This is a genomic window from Bradyrhizobium sp. USDA 372 (genome assembly GCF_053629095.1).
The window spans coordinates 2,580,591-2,601,092 of the sequence record NZ_JBRJHR010000001.1 but is presented as its reverse complement, the minus strand read 5'-3'; the positions used below and the strand labels follow the sequence as shown (position 1 = coordinate 2,601,092).

The following is a 20,502-nucleotide window of genomic DNA, read 5'->3' as shown; positions in this document are numbered from 1 at the left end:
GGCCCGGTGAACCTCCTACGCCACGTCGCGCTCTGGCGCTGATGCCTGCTCGCGGGCCATTGCCGTCGCCGTGACGTAATCGGTCTTGCCGGTGCCGAGCAGCGGCATCTTGTCGACCACCATGATCGTCGCGGGCACGGTCAGCTCGGACGCGCCGATGGTCTTGGCCTGGGCCTGCATCGCACTGCGTTCGGCATTCTTCTCGGTGGTCAGCAGCACGATGCGCTCGCCCTTGCGCTGGTCGGGGATCGAGACCGCGACGGATGCTGCCTGCGGCCACAACGTCGCCGCGATGGCTTCGACCGCCGACAGCGAGACCATCTCGCCCGCGATCTTGGCAAAGCGCTTGGCGCGGCCCTTGATGGTGATGAAGCCGGCCGCGTCGATCGATACGATGTCGCCGGTGTCGTGCCAGCCGTCGGGCAGCTTCTCGAGCACGCCGGGATTTTCGGCCCTGAGGTAACCGAGCATCACGTTCGGGCCGCGCACCGACAGGCGTCCGCCTTCCTCGATGCCGGGGACCGGATCGAGGCGGCTTTCCATCAGCGGCGAGAGGCGCCCGACGGTGCCGGGACGGTTGGCCATCGGCGTGTTCATCGCCAGCACCGGCGCCGTCTCGGTGACGCCGTAGCCTTCGAGGATGCGGATGCCGTAGCGCTCCATGAACACCTGCCGCGTGCGATCCTTGACCGCCTCGGCGCCGGCGATCACGAGGCGCAGGGTGCGGAAGTCGTAGGCATGCGCCGAGCGCGCATAGCCGGTGAGGAACGTGTCGGTGCCGAACAGGATCGTCGCGCCGGTCTGGTAAATCAGCTCGGGCACGATCCGGTAATGCAGCGGCGACGGATACATGTAGATCGGAATGCCCGCCAGCAGCGGCATCATCATTCCGCCGGTCAGCCCGAAGGAGTGGAACACCGGCAGCACGTTGAACACCTTGTCGTTGGCGTTGGCGTCGACCCGCGCCAGCGCCTGCGCCGCGTTGGCGAGGATGTTGCGGTGGGACAGCACGACGCCCTTCGGCGTGCCTTCCGAGCCCGACGTGAACAGCACCACGGCGGGATCGTTGGCCTGGCGGGGAACGCGCGGTGTCGTGCCGGCCAGCAGGCCCTTGATCTTGTCGGCGATGCCGATCGAGGCGCGGACGTCCTCGAGATAGACCACACGCGCCTCCGCGGAGATCGCGGCCATCAGCTTGTCGAGCTTGCCCTTCTCGATGAAGGCCTTCGAGGTCAGCACCGTCTTGACCTGCGCGGCCTTCATGGCGGCGAGCACGTTGACCGGGCCGGCCGAGAAGTTGAGCATCGCCGGCACCCGGCCGCTGTTCTGCAGCGCCATGAAGACGACGGCGACGCCCGCGGAGTTCGGCAGCAGCACGCCGACATTCTCGCCGACGGCGGTGCCGCTCTCCAGCTTCCGGCTCAGCACCTGCGCGCCGAGGATCAGCTTGCGGTAGGTCAGCTTGGTGCCGAGCGCGTCCTCGATGATGACCTTGCCGGTATCGCGGTCGCGATAGGCGTGTCCGAGTGCCTCGAACAGCGTGTGATCGAGCATGGCGTTCTTGACGAGAGCGTCGATCATGACGTCCTGCAGCGCGGCGCCGGCCGCGTTGCGGCGTGCCTTGCCCTTGAGCGCTTCGTCGACCGGAAGCTTGACCGGCGGCAGGATGGTGACCGTCACGCGCGGAAACCACGACCGCTTGATCTGGCTCGAGTTGAGATAGCTGAGATAGGAGCGCTGCGCGCCTTCGATGCGGACCGGCACGACCACGGCGTCGGCCTTGTCCGCGATCATCGCGGTGCCGTCATACACCTTCATCAGCGAGCCGGAGACGGTGATCCGTCCTTCCGGGAAGATCACGACGGGCTCGCCTGCGGCGACGAGCTTGATCAGGTCGCGCGCGGCCAGCGGCTTGGTCGGGTCCATGGTGTAGTGCTTGACGACGCGCAGGAACGGCTTGGCCCACCAGGCCTTGGCGATGCCGGTGTCGACCGCAAAGCTCGCGTCGATCGGCAGCACGGCGTGCAGCAGCGGGCCGTCGATCAGGCTGACATGGTTGGGCGCGATCAGCATGCGCGTGCCCGGAGGCGGCAGGTTCTCGAGCCCCCGCACCTCGGTACGGAACAGGGCGCGGAACAGCAGCCCGCCGGCATCGCGCACGCCTTCCTTGCCCCACTTGGTCAGCACGAACCACACCGCGCCGAAGCTGGCGACGCCGAGGCCGAAGAAGATCCAGCCGACATGGAGACCGGCCGCCTGCAGCAGCGCGACGAACAGCGAGCCGACCACCATGAAGGCGGCCTGCAGCACGTTGCCGGCGGCGATGATACGGGCGCGCTCGGAAGGTTCGGACCAGGCCTGGACCGCGGCAAAGGACGGAACGACGAACAGGCCGCCGCCGAACGCGAAGGCGACGAAGTCGGCCAGCATGCGCAAGCCGGCGAACGAGGTGGCGAAGCCGAGCGCGGTGATGTCCTGCCCCTTGGCGGTGACGCCGATCGCCCAGGCGAGATCGAGGCCGGCAAAGCCCATGATGATGGCGCCGATCGGCACCAGCGCCAGGTTCGGGCGAACATGGCTGAGGCTGGCGGCAAACAGCGAGCCGATGGCGATGCCGATCGCGAAGACGGCAAGGCACAGCGTCACCACGCCCTCGGTGCCGCCGACGACCTCCTTGATCAGCGCCGGCAGCAGCGACAGCACGATGGCGCCGACCAGCCAGAACCAGGAGACGATCACGGTGCCGTCCCACAGCCGATGATCGGCATGCAATGTCTTGAGCAGGCTCACCGTCGAGGTCCAGGGATTGGCATCGACGGGCAGCTCAGGCGCGGAGGGCGTCGTCTGCGGAATGCGGGACGCGAACGCCCAGGACAGCACGGCCAGCACGACCACGGCCGATGCGACCCAGCCCATATGCGCGGAGCCGGCCACGAACTGGCCGCCGGCGACGGTGCCGAGCAGGATCGCCATGAAGGTCGCGCCTTCGACCAGCGCGTTGCCGGTCGCGAGCTCGCCGAGCTCCAGCTGGTCCGGCAGCATCGCGTACTTCACCGGGCCGAACAAAGCGGCGATGGTGCCGAACAGCGCGAGCGCTGCGAACAAGAGCGGCACCGAATGCAGGAAGAAGCCGGCAGCGGCGAAGGCCGCGGCAAAAATCTCGGCGAATTTGAGCCGCCTTGCGACGACGGATTTGACGTATTTGTCGGCGAGCTGGCCGCCGAGCCCGGACAGGATGAAGTAGGGGAAGATGAAGACGGCACCTGCGACCGTGACCAGCGCATCGCCATGGCCGGTCGCCGCGCTGTAAAGCAGGATGATGACGAGTGCGTTCTTGAGCACGTTGTCATTGAGCGCCGAGAAGAATTGCGCCCAGAACAACGGCGCGAAGCGGCGTGACGACATCAATTCCCTGATCATGACCAGTCCTGTTCCAAAAAGGCAGCCTGAGATTGTTGCGTTGTCTGTGAAACGTCACGACCGGAAGCGCATGGGGCGAACGATTGCGCGGCAACGAAGTTGCTGGCCTGCTCTGTCCCCTCGGTTCCTCCGATCCTGTTGGTCTTCAATTGGTCTCGTTAGGTTCGCAAATATCTGGTCGAGGTCGCGGCGGACCCGGGCGGCAGCAGCCTCACTCGCCCGGATATGGCGCCGGGCGATGAAGGAAAAGCTGAACCGCATCGCTGAAATCCGCCGGATCGGCCGCGCAGGTCCAGACATGGTGAGTCCATTCTTGCAGCCGGCGCTTGCATTCGAACCGACCCGCGCGCGCCTCAAGTGAGATGGGCGAGGTGGCGAAACGGCGAGAGGCGGCCGAGCAGGCTGAACCGCCGCCGCTCCTGACGCGCATGGGCGCGGCTCGCTCGCCACATCCGGAAGGTCGCCCGGCGCTCGGCGAGCACGCCCGCAACGTCGCAGGCATTGGCGATGCGATTGATCGGCGCCATGGCGAACCGCAGCAGGGCGCGGCCGAGCCCGGTCACGAGGGCGGCGGCGTCATCGGCGAAGGTGGTGACGATATCGACAGCAAGGGTTTGCATTTTCCAGGTCTCCAGGTTAAATTGAACAATGTTCACATGAGTAGCTTGAAAATGAACAATGTTCAAGAAGAATCGCGACGCGACCAGAAAAAATTTCGGCGCCGGCTGCAAATCGTCGAGATTGCCCGCGGCATTATCTCAGCTAAGGGGCTGAGATCATTGAAGGTTCGGGACGTGGCGGAGGCGGCCGGCTGCTCGGTTGGCAGCGTCTATAACGAGTTCGGCGACTTCGACGGGGTCATCCTGACGGTGAACCGGGAAACGGTTCAGGCGCTCACGACCCGGCTCCGGGGTGTTCCTGCCGAGGATCCGGTTCGCCAGCTCTATGGGCTCGCCGAGACCTATCTCGACTTCTTCGCCGCGCACGCCAATCTGCTACGCTCCCTGTTCGAGCATCGGATGGAGGACGATCGCCCCTATCCGGACGATATCCTCCAGATGGTGATGGATGCGTTCGCGCTGATGCATCCGCCTTTGGTGCGGCTCTTGCCGGATGCGGATGACGTGAAGATCGCGCTGCTGTCGCGCACGCTGTTTTCCGCCGTGCATGGCATCATCTCGCTCGGCCTCGAGGAGCGTATGGTCGCCGTGCCGTCGCAGATGCTGCGCCAGCAGATCGAACAGTTTCTCGACACCCATCTCAGAGGTCTCGGCATTCTGCCGGTCGGTGCAGGGCTGTCTCGATGAGGCGCCGCCGCTACCAGGCGTAGCGCAGGCTCGCGGTGCCGGAATAAGTGGTGCTGTGGGCGGCGAGCTCGCCGTCGAACTTGGCCGACAGGGCAACACCGTTCGAGAACTTCAGCTCGGCACCGGCGGATGCGAGGGCCGCGTCTTTCGCCGGCGTCGCGCCATTGACGATGAAGCTGGCGCCGGGCAGAGCCTGGAAGGCGGCGACGAGCGTCGGATCGCTCACCCAATCATGGGCCCAGGCCGCGCGAGCCCGTAGCGTCAGGACGGCACTCGGCGAGACCAGCATCGCCCGGTCGAAGCGTGTGCCGAGCTCACTCCTCGTGTGGGAGGCCGTGCGTCCCTGATAGGTCAGCCCAAATCCGCTGCCGGCCGGATCGGTTTCGGTATAGGTCGGCGTGCGAAATGCCTGCGCCTGCGCAGCCGCGTATGGCGTGAAGCCGCCGATCGGCGTCGCGAAGCGATAGCCGCCCTCGATGCGGCCGCCCACGGTCTGAGCGTCGAACTTTGCGGTGAGCTGGTTGCCGAACGGTGCCAGGCGGTCCGTCGACATCCAATGATTGGCCACGGCGAGAGAGGCGGCGAAATAGGCGGCTCCGTTGCGGACCGCTGTGTAGACGCCGGCCTGGACCGCATCGCTCTTGCCGCCGCCGATCGCCTGCGCCAGATCCCATCTGGTGCCGCCGCCCGAGAGCGCAAAGCCGACCAGCGCGTCGCGGCTGAAGTGATAATCGGCGCCGGCCGCGATGCCGCCGGCCCGCGCGCTGAGGTCGTGGCTGCCGATCACGACCGGGTCGCCGCTGGTGCGGTTGACGCCGCCGAACGCCGTGCCCCATGCCGCCCAGCGCTCTTCGAAGGCCGCCGCTTTCGCGGGCGGCATGCCCAAGGCCTTGTTGTAGGCGAGGGCAGCAGCTTCCGGCAGCGCGGGACGCTCGGGGCTGAAGCCGAATGCCGTGCCGCCCGCATCGACGAGGCCGCTGCCGCGGCCATCGACGAATGGATCGAGCATCAGGCCGAGGAACTGGCCGGTGAACTGGAAGGCACCCTGCCGTGCGCCGGTCGCAGCCTCTCCCGAGACCTGATCGAGACTGTAACGAAGCTGGGCGTCGCTGAGACCTGCGAAAGAGGACAGGAACGGCAGATTGGGGCCGAATGCGCTCAGTGCGCCGGCAACAGCTTTCTGGTTCTGCGTCTGGGCGACGGAGAGGAACGCGGCGTCATTGTAGTTGAGCGTCAGGAGGACGGCGGACCCGTTATAGCTGAGGGCGGAGGTGAAGAACTGAGGATTGTATCCGCTGAGCGTTACCCCGGAGAAAGTCCCGGTGAGGCCGGTCGTCGTGGTCAGGATCGTATATTGTGTCGATGCGCCGTAGACGCCGGCGAGCGTGGTGACGGCGACCGTGCCGCCGTTCAGCGTCGCGCTCACCGCAGCGATCTTGCTGGATTGTCCGGCCGCGTTGACCGAGATCGCGTAGGTCGAGCCGGCGTTGAACGTGGCATTGCCGTAGCTCGTGAGCGAACCGAAATTGCCGGGTGCGACCCTGCCGCCCGACAGCACGACGAGATCGCCGACATTGCCGTTGCCGCCAAGGGTGCCGCCGCCGCTGACCGTCGTCGTAACGCTAGCCATTGCGCCATTGATGATGAGGTTGCCGGCCAGGACGTTCATGGTCGCCGTGTCCGTCGTCGAGCCCGTCAGCGTCCAGGTGGAGCTGCCGGTCTTTTCCAGCGACTCGAATTCCCGGAACTGCTTGGCCGCGCCGAATGTGCCGAGATCGAACGAGCTGTTGGCCGCCCCGCCGAAACGCAGCGCGTCCGTTCCGTTGCCGCCCTGGACCAGGCCCGTGATGCTCGAGCCAGCGCGCAGCTCGAAGACGTCGCTGCCGTCCTTGAGATCGACGGCGCGGTTGGCGAAGTTGCCGACGATCGTGCCGGAGTTGATGACGGTGTCCTGGCTGGCCGAGCCGAAGATCGCATAATTCGAAGCGCTCGAGATCGTGCCGGCATTGTTGATGACGTTTCCGTCGCCCGCGCCGTTGAGGTTGAGGGCGTTGTTGTTGCTCGCCTGGACGACGCCGCCCGAAAGAATGTTCACCTGATTGTTGGTCGACGCGTTGGAGATACCGAGACCCGTCGTGCCCGACGCGAGGTTTCCAGCAGTGCCTCCAATGACAACGATGTTATTGCCCGAGCCACTCATAACGACAGCAATCGAACCCGGGCTCGTGGTACCGATGGTTGCTCCGGCCGCCACTGTCACGCTGTTGCTGCCGCCGCCAGAGAGGAGGATGCCCGAATTGTCTGAAGTGATTGCAGCATTGCTGAGAATGTTGATCGTGCTGTTTGATGCGGTATCGAAACCGATACCCGGAAGGAAAGTACCATCCAGGGATGTTGCGGTGCCATCGCCGATATGAACCGTGACGTTATTGACGGCCGGGTCCGTCCGAACGGCAGTATTTCCCGCGCCGGTACAGGTAACGACATCGCCCGACTGGAGTCCGAGCTGCGTGCCGCTTCCGGTGATCGCGCACGCAGCCTCGGCCGGCGTGGCGAGCCACGGCAGTGCGCTGCCTGTGGCAAGAGCTCCGATCGCGGCAGCCAAAAGACGTGCACGCCGCCGGGGTGTCTTCGCCGGGCGAGCGTCAGGCGAAGTCGGCAAACCATTCGAAGGCACTTCCAAACTCCTTTTACGGGGCGGTCCGAGCGGATTCGGGCCGCAACGTTGGGGCGGTGCCATGCTTAGCGGCGCAGGTCCCGGCCATCGTGGACCAGCGCGCAAGGAGTGGTGTCGAAATGCGAAGAACGCCGCGTTTTCAGAGCAATGTGGCCGTAGCGTCACAACCGCGCCGTTTCACCGGCATCGGAGTCGCGTCACGGCAGACCACGGCGCCATCGTCCGTGGCTTGAGACGAATCCGGCCGGAAGACTCGGGATCAAGCGGTTCGCGGGCGCCCGTCAGCCCCGTGCCGCGACGGCTTCGCGCGCCCGGGCTGCAACGAGGACGACGTCCGGCCGCACACTGTCGACCTGAACCCGGTTGCGTCCCTTTTCCTTGGCGCGGTAGCAGGCGGCATCCGCGCGCCGCATCGCCTCCTCGAGCGAGGTATCGCGGTCGGCGATGCAGGTGACGCCGACGCTGGCGGTCACCGCGAAGCAGCGATCGTCCCAGGTGAAGCTGAACAGCTCGAGCGATCGTCGCAGCCGTTCGGCGATGTCGACGGTGCTCGACGGCGAGCACTGCGGCAGGATCAGGCCAAACTCATCGCCGCCGAGCCGGGCCACCAGATCATGCGGCCGCCGGTCCCGTTGCAGGAGGCTGCAGACCTGGCAGAGCAGGCGGTCGCCCGCGAGATGGCCGCAGCTGTCGTTGACGTTCTTGAACTGGTCGAGGTCGAGCAGGATCAGTCCCAGCGGACCCGCCGCGACATTGTCCAGCTCGCCTTGCAGGCGCGCCTCGAAGGCGCGGCGGTTGGAAAGCCCTGTCAACCAATCGTGCGATGCCTGCCAGGCCAGGCGCTCCTTCTCGGCATGCAAGGCCTCTTCGAATGACTGCCGTTGCAGCACCAGCCGCCGCGTATGCCAGATCAGGAGCAGGATCAGCGTCGCGGCGGTGAGGATATTGATGCCCGTCAGCGTCAGCTTGATCGCGCGGGAGCCTTCACCGAGGACGGTGGAGAATCGCTTGGCATGCACCGTGAACTGGGCATTCAGCTCCGACAGCCGCGACGACAGGACTTGCAGGCGGCCATCGTCCTGAATGGGACCCTTCTCCAGCTCGGATCGGATGACCTCGCCGAACACGCTGAGCTCCAGCAGCATGGGATCGGTGGCGGCCCATTCCCTGATCGCGTCCTGGAGGAAGCTGACGCGGTTGAAATATCGAAACAGCCAGATCAGTCCCGGGACATCGTCGGGATGGTTGCCGCCTTGCAGGAAGCCGATGCGGGCGGCCTCGACGTCGACCGGATCGCGCTCCAGCGCCCAGCGCGCGAACTCGTCGCCGATGGGAACGGCGAGTGAAGCCTGATATTGCGCGAACTGGCTCGGTTCGCCCGAATGCAGATAGAGATTGAGGAAATAGACGGCGTTCTTCTGCGAGCGTGACCAGAGTGCTTCGCCGGCGACATAGGCGCGGACCGACGACATCACCTCGAGGCTGAATCCGGCGATCGCCGCCTGCAGCAGGACGACCATCACGAAAGGCAAGACGAGCTTGATGACGTGAAGGAAGTTGCCGCCCTCCGCCGACGCCGCTGTTCTGCGAAACACACTAGTCCCCAAGTCGATCGACGCGCCCCAGAGGGCGTCGCGCCTGCAACGCAAAGTAGACGAGATGGTTGCTTAACTCGACCTGAAAGGCGCGGAGAACTCCGTACCAGGGTGAAGCCGTTGTGAAGCAGGCGCCAGCAACTCGCTTCAAATGCGGTGAACGGGGAACTGGCGCAGCATCGACGAACGATGCCGCGCATTCGTCATGCGCGATTTACCCGATGGAGAGAATTTGGCGAGGCGCTACACAAGCACCGGCTTGCGCACGCGACCGGCGTCGCCGAACACGCGCAGGTAACGCGCGATCTCCGAGGGCAGGCCAGTCGCCTTCTCCGGATTGTCGGAGAGCTTGACAGCCGGACGGCCGTCGACCGACGAGACCTTGCAGACCAGCGAGATCGGATCGAGGCTGATCGAGCCGTCCGGCGTGCAGCCGACGAAGTCGTTGGTGAGGTTGGTGCCCCAGCCGAAGGAGAGCCGCACGCGCCCTGCGAAGTGGCGATAGGTGTCCTCGATCGAGCCGACATCCATCGCGTCGGAAAAGACGAGCAGCTTGTCCTTGGGGTTGCGGCCCTTCTTTTCCCACCAGGCGATGATCTCCTCGCCGGCCTGGATCGGCGGCGCGCTGTCGGGGCGGAAGCCGGTCCAATCGGCCACCCATTCCGGCGCATCGCGCAGGAACGCCTTGCTGCCGAAGGCGTCGGGCAGCGCGATCAGGAGGTTGCCGCCGTAAGTCTGACGCCATTGGTCGAGAATGCGGTAGGGCGCCCAGCGCAATTCCTCGTCGTCCCTGGCGAGCGCGGCTGCCACCATGGGCAGCTCGTGCGCGTTGGTGCCGATGGCTTCGAGATCGTTGTCCATGGCGAGCAGCACGTTGGACGTGCCGATAAAGGAGGGGCCGAGGCCTTCCTTCACCGCCTCGACGCACCAGCGCTGCCACAGGAAGCCGTGACGCCGGCGCGTACCGAAGTCGGAGAGCCGCAGGCCCTCGAGCTGGCGCAACCGTTCGACCTTGGTCCACAGCTTGGCCTTGGCGCGGGCGTAGAGCACGTCGAGCTCGAAGCGGCCTCGGCCCTTCATGGCCGCACGCGAACGCAGCTCGTTGAGGATCGCAAGCGCCGGAATCTCCCACATCGTGGTGTGGGTCCAGGGGCCATGGAAATGCAGCTCGTATTGGCCCTCGACCTTGCGCAGCTCGTATTCGGGCAGGCGGAATTCCGCCAGCCAGCGGATGAAATCCGCCGAAAACATATGGGTCTTGCCGTAGAAGGTGTTGCCGGCCAGCCAGATCAGCTCTTTCTTGGTGAAGCGGATGGTGCGGGCATGGTCGAGCTGGGCGCGCAGCTCGCCCTCGTCGATGATCTCGGCAAGCCGCACATGGCGCGACCGGTTGATGACCGAGAAGGTCACCTGCTGATCCGGGTAATCCTCCCGAATCATCTGCAACATCAATAGCTTGTAGAAATCGGTATCAAGCAGGCTGCGGATGATGGGATCCAGCCGCCAGCTGTGATTGTAGGTCCGGCTCGCAATGTCAGTCACTGTCATGCGGGGATTTTAGCGCGGCTCTCCCGGCGCAACCAGTGGGTTTGGGAAGAGCAGTCCCCACGAAGCGCGGCACCTGATATCAGGACTTGAGAACTGGAGGTCAGGACTTAGCGGCCGTCGTCGCGACGGCCTCGAGCTGGCTCCTGACCCAGCGATGGGCCGGGTCCTTCTGGTAGCGCTGGTGCCAGACCATGAACATCGGCAGCTCGGCCAGGGTCTTCGTGCGGGACGCCAGCGGGATCGGCGTTTGCGCAAAGCCGCGCATCACGCCGGACGCGAGCAGGCTCGGCATGCTCGCCAACATCTGCGAGCCGCGCAGGAAGGACGGCACGCCGGAGAAGCTCGGCACCGAGATCGCGATGTCGCGGTGAAGCCCGTTCGCTGCCAGCCGGCGGTCGAAGTCGAGCCGCTCATTGTCCGTGTAGACCACGGTGATGTGACGCGCCGCGAGATAGGCATTGCGGCTGGCCGGCGCGGCACGTGCCTTGGCATCGTAGTAGCAGACATAGTGATCCCTCAGCAGCCGCTTCTGCACGATGTCGACGCCGGAGGGCGGCAGCGGCGTGATCAGGAGGTCGCAGCGGTTCTCGCGCAGCATCGCCGGCGAGGGCGATTGCGAGGGGATCACGCGCAGGTTCAGGCTCTTCACTTGTGCGGCGACGTGATCGAAGAACCGCGGCAGCAGCAGGTCGCGCTGGAAGTCGTTGGCGGCGATCGTCAGCGACAGCTGAGCCTCCTCCGGCGCGAAGCTGACGCCGCCGGCAAAGCTGCGCATCTCGTCGATCAGCGCGCGTGCCTTGCCGGCCAGTGCCTGGGCATGAGCCGTCGCGACGATGCCGCGGCCTGACTTGGCGAACAGCGGATCGCCGGCGATGCGCCGCAGCTTGTTCAGGGCGTGGCTGACGGCCGATTGCGTCAGGCCGAGCCGCGTCGCCGCCGCCGTGACCGATCCCTCCTCCAGCACGGCCAGGAACAGTTCGAGGGCGTGGCCATCGAGGGCCAAATGATCGATTTCCTTCATGTAATTCATTATAATTCATCTATTTATCTTGAGAATAGGGTGGCTCATGCTCTCCCGATAAGCCGGGCCCGACCCCGGGCTCCCAGGGAGAGACAACGCCGATGAATGCCCAGGCGCCAGCCTTGCGGGATCCCCGCCTCAACCGTCCCGAGCCGTTCACGCCGCCGCTCGGCGACGGCGGCTTCTTCCAGCGCGACCGCGCGATCCATCCGCCGGCACATGCGCCAGGCTACAAGTCCTCGGTACTGCGCTCGCCGCGCCAGTCGCTGCTGTCCCTTGAGAACTCGATCTCGGAGATGTCAGGGCCGGTGTTCGGGCACAATGATCTCGGCCCGCTCGACAACGATTTGATCCGCAATTACGCCAAGGACGGCGATCCCGTCGGCGAGCGCATCATCGTCCACGGCCGCGTGCTGGACGAGACCGGCCGCGGCATTCCGAACACGCTCGTCGAGTTCTGGCAGGCCAATGCGGGCGGCCGCTACCGGCACAAAAAGGACACCTATCTGGCGCCGATCGATCCGAATTTCGGCGGCTGCGGCCGTGCGCTCACCGACGACACCGGGTACTATTATTTCCGCACCGTGAAGCCGGGCCCCTATCCCTGGCGCAACTACGTCAACAGCTGGCGCCCCGCCCATATCCACTTCTCGGTGTTCGGCTCGGGCTTTGCGCAGCGGCTGATCACGCAGATGTATTTCGAAGGTGACCCGCTGATCCCGGTCTGCCCGATCCTGACGACGATCCCGGACAAGGACGCGCTCGACCGCCTCGTCGCGCCGCTCGACCTCAACGCCTCGACGCCGTTCGACTCGCTCGCCTACCGCTTCGACATCGTGCTGCGCGGCCAGCGCTCCACCTATTTCGAAAATCGAACCGCGGGGAACTAAGCCCATGCCGCAGCCGCTCAACTACCTCAAGGAAACCGCCTCGCAGACCGCCGGGCCTTACGTCCATATCGGCCTGATCCCGGCCATGGCCGGCTTCGACATCTTCGAGAAGAACTTCTCCAACGTGCTGGTGACGCCGAATACCAAGGGCGAACGCATCACGCTGGAGGGCAAGGTGCTCGACGGCACCGGCACGCCGCTGCGCGACGTGCTGCTGGAGATCTGGCAGGCCAATGCGGCCGGCCGCTACAACCATCCGGCCGATCGCTCGGCCGGCGCGCTGGATGACGAGTTTCGTGGCTGGGGCCGCGCCGGCTCCGACTTCGACAGCGGCCTCGTCACCTTCGAGACCATCAAGCCGGGCGCGATCACCGACAGGACGGGCCGCAAATGCGCGCCGCACGTCAATATCTGGATCGTCGCGCGCGGCATCAACATCGGCCTCAACACGCGGCTCTATTTCTCGGACGAAGAGGCGGCCAACGCCGCCGATCCCGTGCTCAACCTGATCGAGCAGCCGATGCGCCGCAAGACATTGATCGCAACCCGCAGCGAGCGCGCCGGCAAAATCGTGTACGCCTTCACGATCAATCTGCAGGGGCCGGAGGAGACGGTGTTCTTCGACGTGTGAGGCGCCGGGGCGGCCGTCCTCCGATCATTCCACCCGGTCGTCGCGCTTGATCGTTCCGCGCGCGAGGAATTGCGGCGGCTGCCGCATCTCGCGCGATCCCGGCCGATCGGGTGGATCGCGCCCAACTTTTGGTTTCAGCTCCACCAAATCAATGAATGCGTCCGCCTGCCGGCGCAGGTCGTCGGCGACCATGGGCGGCTGAGTGGAGAGTGTGGAGACGACGGTCACGCGGACACCGCGGCGTTGCAAGGCCTCGACCAGCGAACGGAAGTCTCCATCGCCCGAGCACAACACGATCTGATCGACGTGCTGGGCGAGCTCCATCGCGCTCACGGCAAGGTCGACATCCATGCTGCCCTTCACCTTGCGGCGGCCGGTAGCGGGGTCGACGAATTCCTTGGTGAGCTTGGTGACGACGGTGAACCCGTTGTAGTCGAGCCAATCGATCAAGGGGCGGATCGACGAATATTCCTGATCCTCGATGATGGTCGTGTAGTAGAAGGCGCGTAACAGCGTAGCTCGGCTTTGAAATTCACAGAGCAGGCGTCTGTAATCGATCTCGAAGCCGAGCGCCTTGGCGGTGGCATGGAAATTGGAGCCGTCGATGAAGAGCGCGCTCTTCCCAAGCGAAGACATTATCCACAACTCCCGGGTTCGGCGCGAAAGCCGACCGTCCAGCTGAAATGGCGCGGCGTGTCGGCAGGAAAATACCTCAGCGCGCCGATGGTTGGCCGAAAAAGCGGCGCAGACGACCGGACAGGGTTGGCCGCCTTGCGCCGAGGGTAGGGAGGTTGCATGCCACCAGCGCCAGGGCGCCGAATGCCGTCACGCTAGGGCCTGGGCATGCCCCGCTCAATTGTACGGAGGTAAAGCGCCTCTATCCAAAGGATGGGGCGCTATATACGAAGGTAGTGGCAACGAGAGACATCGCGGTTCCGCGGCGCGTCAGCCTTCGCCGCCATGGAGCCGCGTGCGAAACGCGCGTGGCGACACGCCCGTGGCGGCGGCGTAGACCCGGCTGAAATAGGCGGGGTCGTCGAAGCCGAGGGCGTAGGCGATCGTCGAGACCGGCAGGTTGGTGTAGACGAGGTTGCGCCGCGCCTCGCGGATCAGGCGGTTGAGGATCAGATGCGAGGCGGTGTCCCCGGTCGCCGCCCGCGTGATCCGGTTGAGATGCGTCGGTGTCACCGACAGCGCCCTGGCATAGTCGGCGACGCCCCAGCGCTCCAGATGATGCTGCTCCAGCAGCGCCTCGAAGCGGCGGAACAACCCGCTTTCCGCGGTGCCGTTGCCGCCGCTCTCGCCCGTGAGCGCGCGCGCCACCAGCCCGATCATGGCCGACGACAGGGCGCGGAGCACATGCGCACGGCCGAAGTCGCGCGCGGCGTGCTCGGCGAAGATCTGCTTCATCGTGGCGCGGATCTGCGGCGTGCCGCGCACCACCGCCGACCGCGACAGCGCCCCGCGCAGGCCCTCGGCGGCGAGCAGCGCTTCGTCGAGAATCTCGGCGGCGATGGTCAACACCCATCCTTGCGTATCGGGCTCGAAGCGGAAGCCGTGGACGTGGCCGACCGGCACGTTGACGATCTGCATCGGCCTCAGCGGCACCACGCGCCCGTCGAGCGTCGCCTCGCCGCCACCGCGCTCGATCAGCAGCACCTGGTGCAAGCGGGCATGGCGGTGCACGGCCAGCGTCCAGTCGTGCAGCACCGAACGCGACGCGATCGTCTCGCAATGCACGACGTCAGGCAGATCGCCGGACTCGCCGAACAGATTGTAGACCCGGATTGCCGGGGCGGGGGCCGCGCTGCTCATGTTCGAATAGTACAAGACAAAGGCGAAACCCTCCATCGGTCTGCGGCGTAGAATATGCAAAAAAATGCCGACGGGAGGACGCAAAAATGAAAGTTCAGGTCTGTATCATCGGCGGTGGGCCGTCCGGGCTGCTGCTGTCCCAGCTGCTGCACCTCAAGGGCATCGACACCATCCTGCTGGAGAAATACAGCCGCGACCACGTGCTGGCCCGGATCCGCGCCGGCGTGCTCGAGCACGGCTTTGCGAAGCTGATGCGCGAGGCGCAGTGCGGCGAGCGGATGGACCGCGAGGGCGAGATCCACAACGGCTTCGAGATCGCCCATGACGGCGTGCTGTCCCATATCGACCTGCACAAGCATTCCGGCGGCAATTCGGTGCTGGTCTACGGCCAGACCGAGCTGACACGCGACCTCTACGAGGCGCGCGATCGGGTCGGCGGCAAGGTCGTGCACAATGCCGAGGACGTCACGCCGCATGATCTGACGTCGGATCGGCCCTACGTGACGTATCGCTCGAACGGGCAGACGATCCGCGTCGATTGCGACTACGTCGTCGGCGCCGACGGTTTCCATGGCGTCAGCCGCAAGTCGATCCCGAAGGACGTGCTGCGCGAATATGAGAAGGTCTATCCGTTCGGCTGGCTCGGGGTGCTGTCGCGCACGAAGCCGGTATCGCCCGAGCTGATCTACGTGAAGCACGAGCGCGGCTTTGCGCTATGCTCGCTGCGCTCGCAGGTGCTGAGCCGCTATTACATCCAGGTGCCACTGACGGACAAGGTGGAGGACTGGAGCGACGATGCGTTCTGGGCCGAGCTGAAACGCCGCCTGCCGGACGAGGTCGCCGGCCGCCTGATCACCGGGCCGTCGATCGAGAAGAGCATCGCACCCCTGCGCAGCTTCGTCGCCGAGCCGATGAGCTATGGCCGCCTGTTCCTCGCCGGCGATGCCGCGCACATCGTGCCGCCGACCGGCGCGCGCGGGCTGAACAGCGCCGCGTCCGACATCTATTATCTCTATCACGCGCTGCTCGCGCATTATCAGAGCGGCGACGATGCCGGTCTCAAGGGCTATTCCGCCAAGGCGCTCGCGCGGATCTGGAAGGCACAACGCTTCTCCTGGTGGATGACGATGATGCTGCACCGCTTCCCCGATCGCATCGAATATGAGGATCGGCTGCAGCAGACCGAGCTCGACTACCTGCTCTCGTCCGAGACGGCGCAGCGGCTGCTCGCGGAGAATTACACGGGGCTGCCGTTTTAACGCGGCCTCTCTTCACCCTCCCCCTCCAGGGGAGGGTAAGGGGCCACGCTACTTGCCTTCCAGCGTATTGACCGGTGTCCAGTCCGGCGGCTGCGGAGTCTCCGTCAGCACTTTCGCGCGCTTGGCGAACCGAGCTGACGCAGGATCGATCTTCGCGACGCCGTCGAACGCATCGGCCGCCTTCGCAAACTCGCGTCCCCGCCAGCACGCCAGCCCTTCCGCATATGCTGCGGCCACCTTCGCCTGCTCGGCGCTCTCCGCGCCGGTTTCCGCCAGCGGCTCGAACACCCTGATCGCCTCGCCGCGGCCCTGCACCCTGATCGCATCGAGCTCGCGCCAGGCGAAGCTATCGCCGGTCTGCGCCATCGTGGTTTCGGAGGCCATGATCGCGGTGCCGTAATATTTGTTGGCGCCCTCGAGCCGCGAGGCGACGTTCACGGTGTCGCTCATCACCGTGTAGTTGAAGCGGCGCCGCGAGCCGATATTGCCGACCACGGCCTCGCCGCTGTTGAGCCCTATGCGGTGCGACAGGCCGTGACCGGCGAAGGCGGGATGGCCGGCATTGAGCTCGGCAAGCTTGTCGTGGCACCTCAGCGCGGCACGCACCGCGTTGCGCGCGTGAGCGGGATCGTCGGCCGGTGCGCCGAACATGGCGACGATGGAATCGCCGATATATTTGTCGACGTAACCGCCATGGCCTTCGATGATGTCGGTCATGGCGGACAGATATTCGTTCATCAGCGTCACCAGCTCGCCCGGCGTCATCGTCTCGGCGATCGACGAGAATCCGCTGAGGTCGGAGAAGAACATCGTGACGTTGCGAGTCTCGCCGCCGAGCGCCGGCATCTTGCCGGAGGCGACCATGGTTTCGATCACCTCGGGCGCGAGGTAAAGGGCAAAGCTCTTGCGCAGGAAGCGCTCGTCGCGGTCGGCCAGCACGAAGCGATAGCCGATCATGATCGCGAGCGCGGCAAGGCTGGCGAGCGCCGGCTCGGTCAGCGGCAGCGCCAAGGCGTGGACGAATGCGCCGACAGCAACGACCACGTAGACGATGGTGAGGCCGAGCCAGGCGATCAGCGCGCCACTCGGTGCGAGCACGCCGGCCGCGCAGGCGATGATGGCCGCGAACGCGATCGTGAGAAGGGTCCGCGCGGGGAAGCCGAGCTCGGTCACGGCATCGCGCTCGATCAGGTTTCGGACCGCAGCGGCGTGCACGAACACACCGGCGACGTCGCTGCGGGTCTTTTGCGCGGTGCTGGCGGGCGCGGGCAGGGCACATCGTGCCGACGGTGTGCCGTCATGGCCGCCGGACAGGCGCATCGAGGTGAGCTTGCGATCCTCGAAGTTGAGGACGGTCCCGAGCAGAACGACCTTGCCCTCGAAGGCGCGCCGGAAGAAATCGCGGTCGCCTTTTTCGACGCAGGCGCGCAGGTCGGCAAAGGAGAAGGTCGGTACGTCGCGGCTGAGGCCGCGGAAGTTGAGCGTCAGCGTGTTCGGCACGGCGCTCGGGATCGCGTAGCCGGATAGCTCGGCCGCACCGGATGGCGCAATCTCGAGCTTCGCGCCGAGCGCGCGGGCGGCGAGCTCGACCGCCATTGCGGGCACCGGCTTGCCGTCGATGTCGAAGGTGAGCGGCATCCGCCGGATGACATCATCCGCATCGGTGTGGACATTGAGCGCACGGACGTTGTTTCGCACCGCCAACTGCTGCGCACGGTAGGGCGGTTCTGGATGGTCGTTGCTCAGGATCTCGCCGAGCACCAGCTTGCCATTGTCCGAGATCTGCCGCAGCGCGATCAGATAGTCCCGGTCAAACCCCTCACACGGCTGCCAAACGATGTGTCGCCAAAGGGAATCTCGGACTGCTCGATCGAGTTCTTGAAGATGACGTCGAAGCCGATCACCTTGGCGCCGCCGTCGCTGATGCTGCCGAGCACCCGGCCGATCTCGCGCGTCCAGGTCTGCGTCGGCGATCCCTTGAACGGCGGGGTTTCGTAGGTTTCGCCGTCGATGGCCACGACGACAACCGGCGATGTCGCGGGATCGCGGCGCTCGCCGATGAGCTTGCCGCGCAGCGCGGTGAGGATGTCGAGCGAGAGGCCTTGCAGCGTCTGCAGCGGCGGGGACGTGAAGATCGCGCCCGCGAGGAACGCGATCAGAATCGCCGCAACGATGTCCCGTCCCCCGATCCGCCGCATCGCCCCGTCGCTAGGTCCGCCTATTCGAGCCGCAGCAGGCGGCCGATGATCGGGGTCGGCGAGGAGGTGGCGTTGGCGTCGATCTGGAAGGTGTAGCGCTTGGCACCGAGAATGGCGAGGTAGCTGCCGCCCGGGGTCAGTGTCTTCCCGGCCTTGGCGAAATCATAGAACTTGCCGCCGACCATGGCGTCGCCCTTGAGCGGCACGCTGATCGTGGGCTCCTTGCCGTCGGTGCGCTCGATCACCAGCGTGCCGCCGGCTTTGGCTTGCACCAGTGGCGAGACGCCGTAAAGCGTCGGCAGCTTGGCCGGCCCGCCCTTGGCGTCCGAGCGCATGGTGCGGAAGGTCGTCGCGGCGCTCTGGTTCGCCTCGCGCTCCGACAGTTTTGCCGCATTGGTATCGCACGGCACCTTTTCCCGCTTGACCTCGCCCAGCTGCACGGTGCTCTGGTCGGCGCCGACCAGGACGACACCCTCGCTGATGGTCTCGCGCTGGCAGGATTTCAGGTAGCTGAGCGTGATGCTCGCCTTGGGCCCGAGCTTGATGATCTTGCCCGGCGCCACGTAGTCCATGAACGCGATGCCGTCGACCTTGCCCTGGATGTCCTCGACGATCGCAGCGGGAGTCTCCGCCAAAGCGGGGGCCGCAAGGCAGAATGCGCCGACACAGGCGCCGATCAGGCTTTTCATGGGAATTCTCATCCAATTCGACGATGCTCTGGTGCCCCGTCCTGGTTCGATGCCTAGCAGCACGGCGCCGGGGCAAGTGTGACCAGAATCACTCATAGGTCTTGGTGCCACTTTAGCAGGAACAGGTTCAAGCCGGCGACCGGAGAAAAATGTCAAGCCGCGGCAAGATGTTGGCGGATTGATCGGGTCAGGCGGTCGGGACGGCCTCGGTCGGGGTGTCCTCGTCTGAAGAGATTTCCGCCGCACTCTCCTGACTGGGAGCGAGCGGGGCCTCGGCGCTCGGCAAAGGAATCGTTCGCGGAGCGCCGGCGATCTCGACCACCTCGTCCCAGCGCGACAGGAAAGCCGTCACGCAGGCCGGATCGAACTGGCGCCCTGCGTTCTCGACCAGGTAGCCGCGCGCGACCTCGAGCGGCATCGGTTCCTTATACGGCCGCCGCGTCGTCAGGGCGTCGAAGACGTCGGCGACCGCCACCACGCGCGCGGCGATCGGGATTTCATCCGCCTTCAGGCCGCTCGGATAGCCTGCGCCGTCCCAGCGTTCGTGATGGCCTGCAGCAATTTGCGCGCCGAGCCGGATCAGCTCGCAGCTGGAATCGGCCAGGATGCGCTCGCCGATCGTCGCATGCGTCCGGATCACCGCCATCTCCGCCTCGGTGAGCCTGCCCGGCTTGAGCAGGATCTTGTCGGGAATGGCGACCTTGCCGACGTCGTGCAGGGGGGCGGCGAGATAGATGTCGCGGCAGAGCCGGGCCGGCAGGCCGAGCTGCTCGGCGATGATGCGGCTATAGCGGGCGACCCGCAGCGTGTGCTCGCCGGTGTCGTTGTCGCGGTATTCGACCGCGAGCGCGAGCCGCAGGATGATCTCCTCCTCGCGCTCGCCGAGCTTTCGTGTCGCGATCGTGACTTCGCTGGCCAGATGTGCGGCGCGGTCGTTCAGCTTGCGTACGGCTGTACCAAGCTGAACCAAATTCCGCAGGCGCACCGTCATCTCGACGCTCTGCGGCTGCTTGGGCAGGAAATCGGTTGCACCGGCCTGCAGCGCTTCCATCTTCACGTCATCGGTCTGACGCGAGGTGATCATCGCGATCGGGATGTCGGCGCGGCCGGGAAGCCTGCGGAAGGTGCGGATGAAGCTGATGCCGTCCATGTGCGGCATCTCGTAGTCAACCAGCACCAGATCGAAGGCGCGCTCCTGGGCGCAGGCCAGCGCCTCCACGGGATCGAGGAAGGTGGTGGCCTCGACCAGACCTTCAGCCTCGATGTGGCGTTTCAGGAAGTTGAGGACGGAGCGGCTGTCGTCAACCAGGAGCGCTTGGGTGAGCATCGGGCTCTGTTCGCTGGCAAAGGCACGAACCCGCGCCATTACCGAAGCGGATTTAACACGAAGCAAATTCGACGCGGATGTGCGTGTCCAGCCCACAATGTGGGCAGGTTGTGCACATCTGCATG

The 20,502-nt window shown here is 65.6% G+C and carries 15 protein-coding genes and 1 pseudogene; 5 read left to right on the top strand and 11 right to left on the bottom strand.

The annotated features are described in order from the left end of the window. Positions 1 to 15: 15 nt before the first annotated feature. Positions 16 to 3,420 carry an acyl-[ACP]--phospholipid O-acyltransferase gene (locus tag AB7M16_RS12385; protein ID WP_453944066.1) on the bottom strand — a complete coding sequence of 1,135 codons (3,405 nt, stop codon included), beginning with the start codon at positions 3,418 to 3,420 and terminating at the stop codon, positions 16 to 18. 238 nt (positions 3,421 to 3,658) lie between these two features. On the opposite strand from AB7M16_RS12385, the gene AB7M16_RS12380 reads away from it, so the two are divergent. Next, the gene (locus tag AB7M16_RS12380; RefSeq protein ID WP_453944065.1) at positions 3,659 to 3,781 is read left to right on the top strand and encodes a hypothetical protein; all 123 of its coding nucleotides are present in this window, start codon (positions 3,659 to 3,661) and stop codon (positions 3,779 to 3,781) included. On the opposite strand, the gene AB7M16_RS12375 is transcribed toward AB7M16_RS12380, so the two are convergent. After that, on the bottom strand, positions 3,774 to 4,040 hold the full coding sequence (locus tag AB7M16_RS12375; protein WP_453944064.1) for a hypothetical protein: 267 nt from the start codon (positions 4,038 to 4,040) through the stop codon (positions 3,774 to 3,776). The genes AB7M16_RS12380 and AB7M16_RS12375 overlap by 8 nt on opposite strands. 51 nt (positions 4,041 to 4,091) lie before the next feature. Here AB7M16_RS12375 and AB7M16_RS12370 point away from each other — a divergent pair, with 51 nt between their 5' ends. Beyond that, positions 4,092 to 4,727 (top strand): TetR/AcrR family transcriptional regulator, encoded by a 636-nt coding sequence (locus AB7M16_RS12370; RefSeq protein ID WP_453947166.1) that lies wholly within the window; start codon positions 4,092 to 4,094, stop codon positions 4,725 to 4,727. A 10-nt stretch (positions 4,728 to 4,737) separates the two neighbouring features. On the opposite strand, the gene AB7M16_RS12365 is transcribed toward AB7M16_RS12370, so the two are convergent. The 4 genes from AB7M16_RS12365 to AB7M16_RS12350 all read right to left on the bottom strand — a co-directional run bounded on the left by AB7M16_RS12365 (position 4,738) and on the right by AB7M16_RS12350 (position 11,577). Further along, a complete protein-coding gene (locus tag AB7M16_RS12365; RefSeq protein WP_453944063.1) occupies positions 4,738 to 6,822 on the bottom strand; it encodes an autotransporter outer membrane beta-barrel domain-containing protein in 2,085 nt (694 codons plus the stop codon). Positions 6,823 to 7,685: 863 nt separating this feature from the next. Next, positions 7,686 to 8,999: a GGDEF domain-containing protein gene (locus AB7M16_RS12360; protein ID WP_453944062.1), complete on the bottom strand. Its 1,314-nt coding sequence runs from the start codon at positions 8,997 to 8,999 to the stop codon at positions 7,686 to 7,688. Positions 9,000 to 9,242: 243 nt separating this feature from the next. After that, a complete protein-coding gene (gene pncB / locus AB7M16_RS12355; protein WP_172785713.1) occupies positions 9,243 to 10,547 on the bottom strand; it encodes a nicotinate phosphoribosyltransferase in 1,305 nt (434 codons plus the stop codon). Between the two features lie 100 nt (positions 10,548 to 10,647). Then, positions 10,648 to 11,577: a LysR family transcriptional regulator gene (locus AB7M16_RS12350; protein ID WP_453944061.1), complete on the bottom strand. Its 930-nt coding sequence runs from the start codon at positions 11,575 to 11,577 to the stop codon at positions 10,648 to 10,650. 92 nt (positions 11,578 to 11,669) lie between these two features. On the opposite strand from AB7M16_RS12350, the gene pcaH reads away from it, so the two are divergent. After that, positions 11,670 to 12,458, top strand: coding sequence for a protocatechuate 3,4-dioxygenase subunit beta (gene pcaH, locus AB7M16_RS12345; RefSeq protein WP_172785715.1), 789 nt, complete (start codon positions 11,670 to 11,672; stop codon positions 12,456 to 12,458). 4 nt (positions 12,459 to 12,462) lie between these two features. Then, complete coding sequence (pcaG, locus tag AB7M16_RS12340) at positions 12,463 to 13,089, top strand: protocatechuate 3,4-dioxygenase subunit alpha (RefSeq protein WP_453944060.1); 627 nt, start codon at positions 12,463 to 12,465, stop codon at positions 13,087 to 13,089. Positions 13,090 to 13,113: 24 nt separating this feature from the next. On the opposite strand, the gene AB7M16_RS12335 is transcribed toward pcaG, so the two are convergent. Both AB7M16_RS12335 and AB7M16_RS12330 read right to left on the bottom strand, forming a co-directional pair. Next, a complete protein-coding gene (locus AB7M16_RS12335; protein ID WP_212259206.1) occupies positions 13,114 to 13,725 on the bottom strand; it encodes a LabA-like NYN domain-containing protein in 612 nt (203 codons plus the stop codon). Positions 13,726 to 14,034: 309 nt separating this feature from the next. Next, complete coding sequence (locus tag AB7M16_RS12330; RefSeq protein WP_453944059.1) at positions 14,035 to 14,940, bottom strand: helix-turn-helix domain-containing protein; 906 nt, start codon at positions 14,938 to 14,940, stop codon at positions 14,035 to 14,037. Positions 14,941 to 14,990: 50 nt separating this feature from the next. Between AB7M16_RS12330 and pobA the strand changes: the two genes are divergently transcribed. Continuing rightward, positions 14,991 to 16,163, top strand: coding sequence for a 4-hydroxybenzoate 3-monooxygenase (gene pobA, locus AB7M16_RS12325; protein ID WP_212259204.1), 1,173 nt, complete (start codon positions 14,991 to 14,993; stop codon positions 16,161 to 16,163). A gap of 48 nt (positions 16,164 to 16,211) precedes the next feature. Here pobA and AB7M16_RS12320 read toward each other — a convergent pair. The 3 genes and pseudogenes from AB7M16_RS12320 to AB7M16_RS12310 all read right to left on the bottom strand — a co-directional run bounded on the left by AB7M16_RS12320 (position 16,212) and on the right by AB7M16_RS12310 (position 20,377). Beyond that, positions 16,212 to 18,361 (bottom strand): annotated as a pseudogene (locus AB7M16_RS12320) (CHASE2 domain-containing protein). Between the two features lie 20 nt (positions 18,362 to 18,381). Then, positions 18,382 to 19,050: a hypothetical protein gene (locus AB7M16_RS12315; protein WP_453944058.1), complete on the bottom strand. Its 669-nt coding sequence runs from the start codon at positions 19,048 to 19,050 to the stop codon at positions 18,382 to 18,384. Positions 19,051 to 19,237: 187 nt separating this feature from the next. Beyond that, positions 19,238 to 20,377 (bottom strand): HD domain-containing phosphohydrolase, encoded by a 1,140-nt coding sequence (locus AB7M16_RS12310; RefSeq protein ID WP_453944057.1) that lies wholly within the window; start codon positions 20,375 to 20,377, stop codon positions 19,238 to 19,240. Positions 20,378 to 20,502: the final 125 nt, after the last annotated feature.

Bases quoted from the DNA above. Each gene is read 5' to 3' on its own strand.
- AB7M16_RS12385 (WP_453944066.1), bottom strand. From the start codon at position 3,420: ATGATCAGGGAATTGATGTCGTCACGCCGCTTCGCGCCGTTGTTCTGG.
- AB7M16_RS12380 (WP_453944065.1), top strand. From the start codon at position 3,659: ATGAAGGAAAAGCTGAACCGCATCGCTGAAATCCGCCGGATCGGCCGC.
- AB7M16_RS12375 (WP_453944064.1), bottom strand. From the start codon at position 4,040: ATGCAAACCCTTGCTGTCGATATCGTCACCACCTTCGCCGATGACGCC.
- AB7M16_RS12370 (WP_453947166.1), top strand. From the start codon at position 4,092: ATGAACAATGTTCAAGAAGAATCGCGACGCGACCAGAAAAAATTTCGG.
- pncB (WP_172785713.1), bottom strand. From the start codon at position 10,547: ATGACAGTGACTGACATTGCGAGCCGGACCTACAATCACAGCTGGCGG.
- AB7M16_RS12350 (WP_453944061.1), bottom strand. From the start codon at position 11,577: ATGAATTACATGAAGGAAATCGATCATTTGGCCCTCGATGGCCACGCC.
- pcaH (WP_172785715.1), top strand. From the start codon at position 11,670: ATGAATGCCCAGGCGCCAGCCTTGCGGGATCCCCGCCTCAACCGTCCC.
- pcaG (WP_453944060.1), top strand. From the start codon at position 12,463: ATGCCGCAGCCGCTCAACTACCTCAAGGAAACCGCCTCGCAGACCGCC.
- AB7M16_RS12335 (WP_212259206.1), bottom strand. From the start codon at position 13,725: ATGTCTTCGCTTGGGAAGAGCGCGCTCTTCATCGACGGCTCCAATTTC.
- AB7M16_RS12330 (WP_453944059.1), bottom strand. From the start codon at position 14,940: ATGGAGGGTTTCGCCTTTGTCTTGTACTATTCGAACATGAGCAGCGCG.
- pobA (WP_212259204.1), top strand. From the start codon at position 14,991: ATGAAAGTTCAGGTCTGTATCATCGGCGGTGGGCCGTCCGGGCTGCTG.
- AB7M16_RS12315 (WP_453944058.1), bottom strand. From the start codon at position 19,050: ATGAAAAGCCTGATCGGCGCCTGTGTCGGCGCATTCTGCCTTGCGGCC.
- AB7M16_RS12310 (WP_453944057.1), bottom strand. From the start codon at position 20,377: ATGCTCACCCAAGCGCTCCTGGTTGACGACAGCCGCTCCGTCCTCAAC.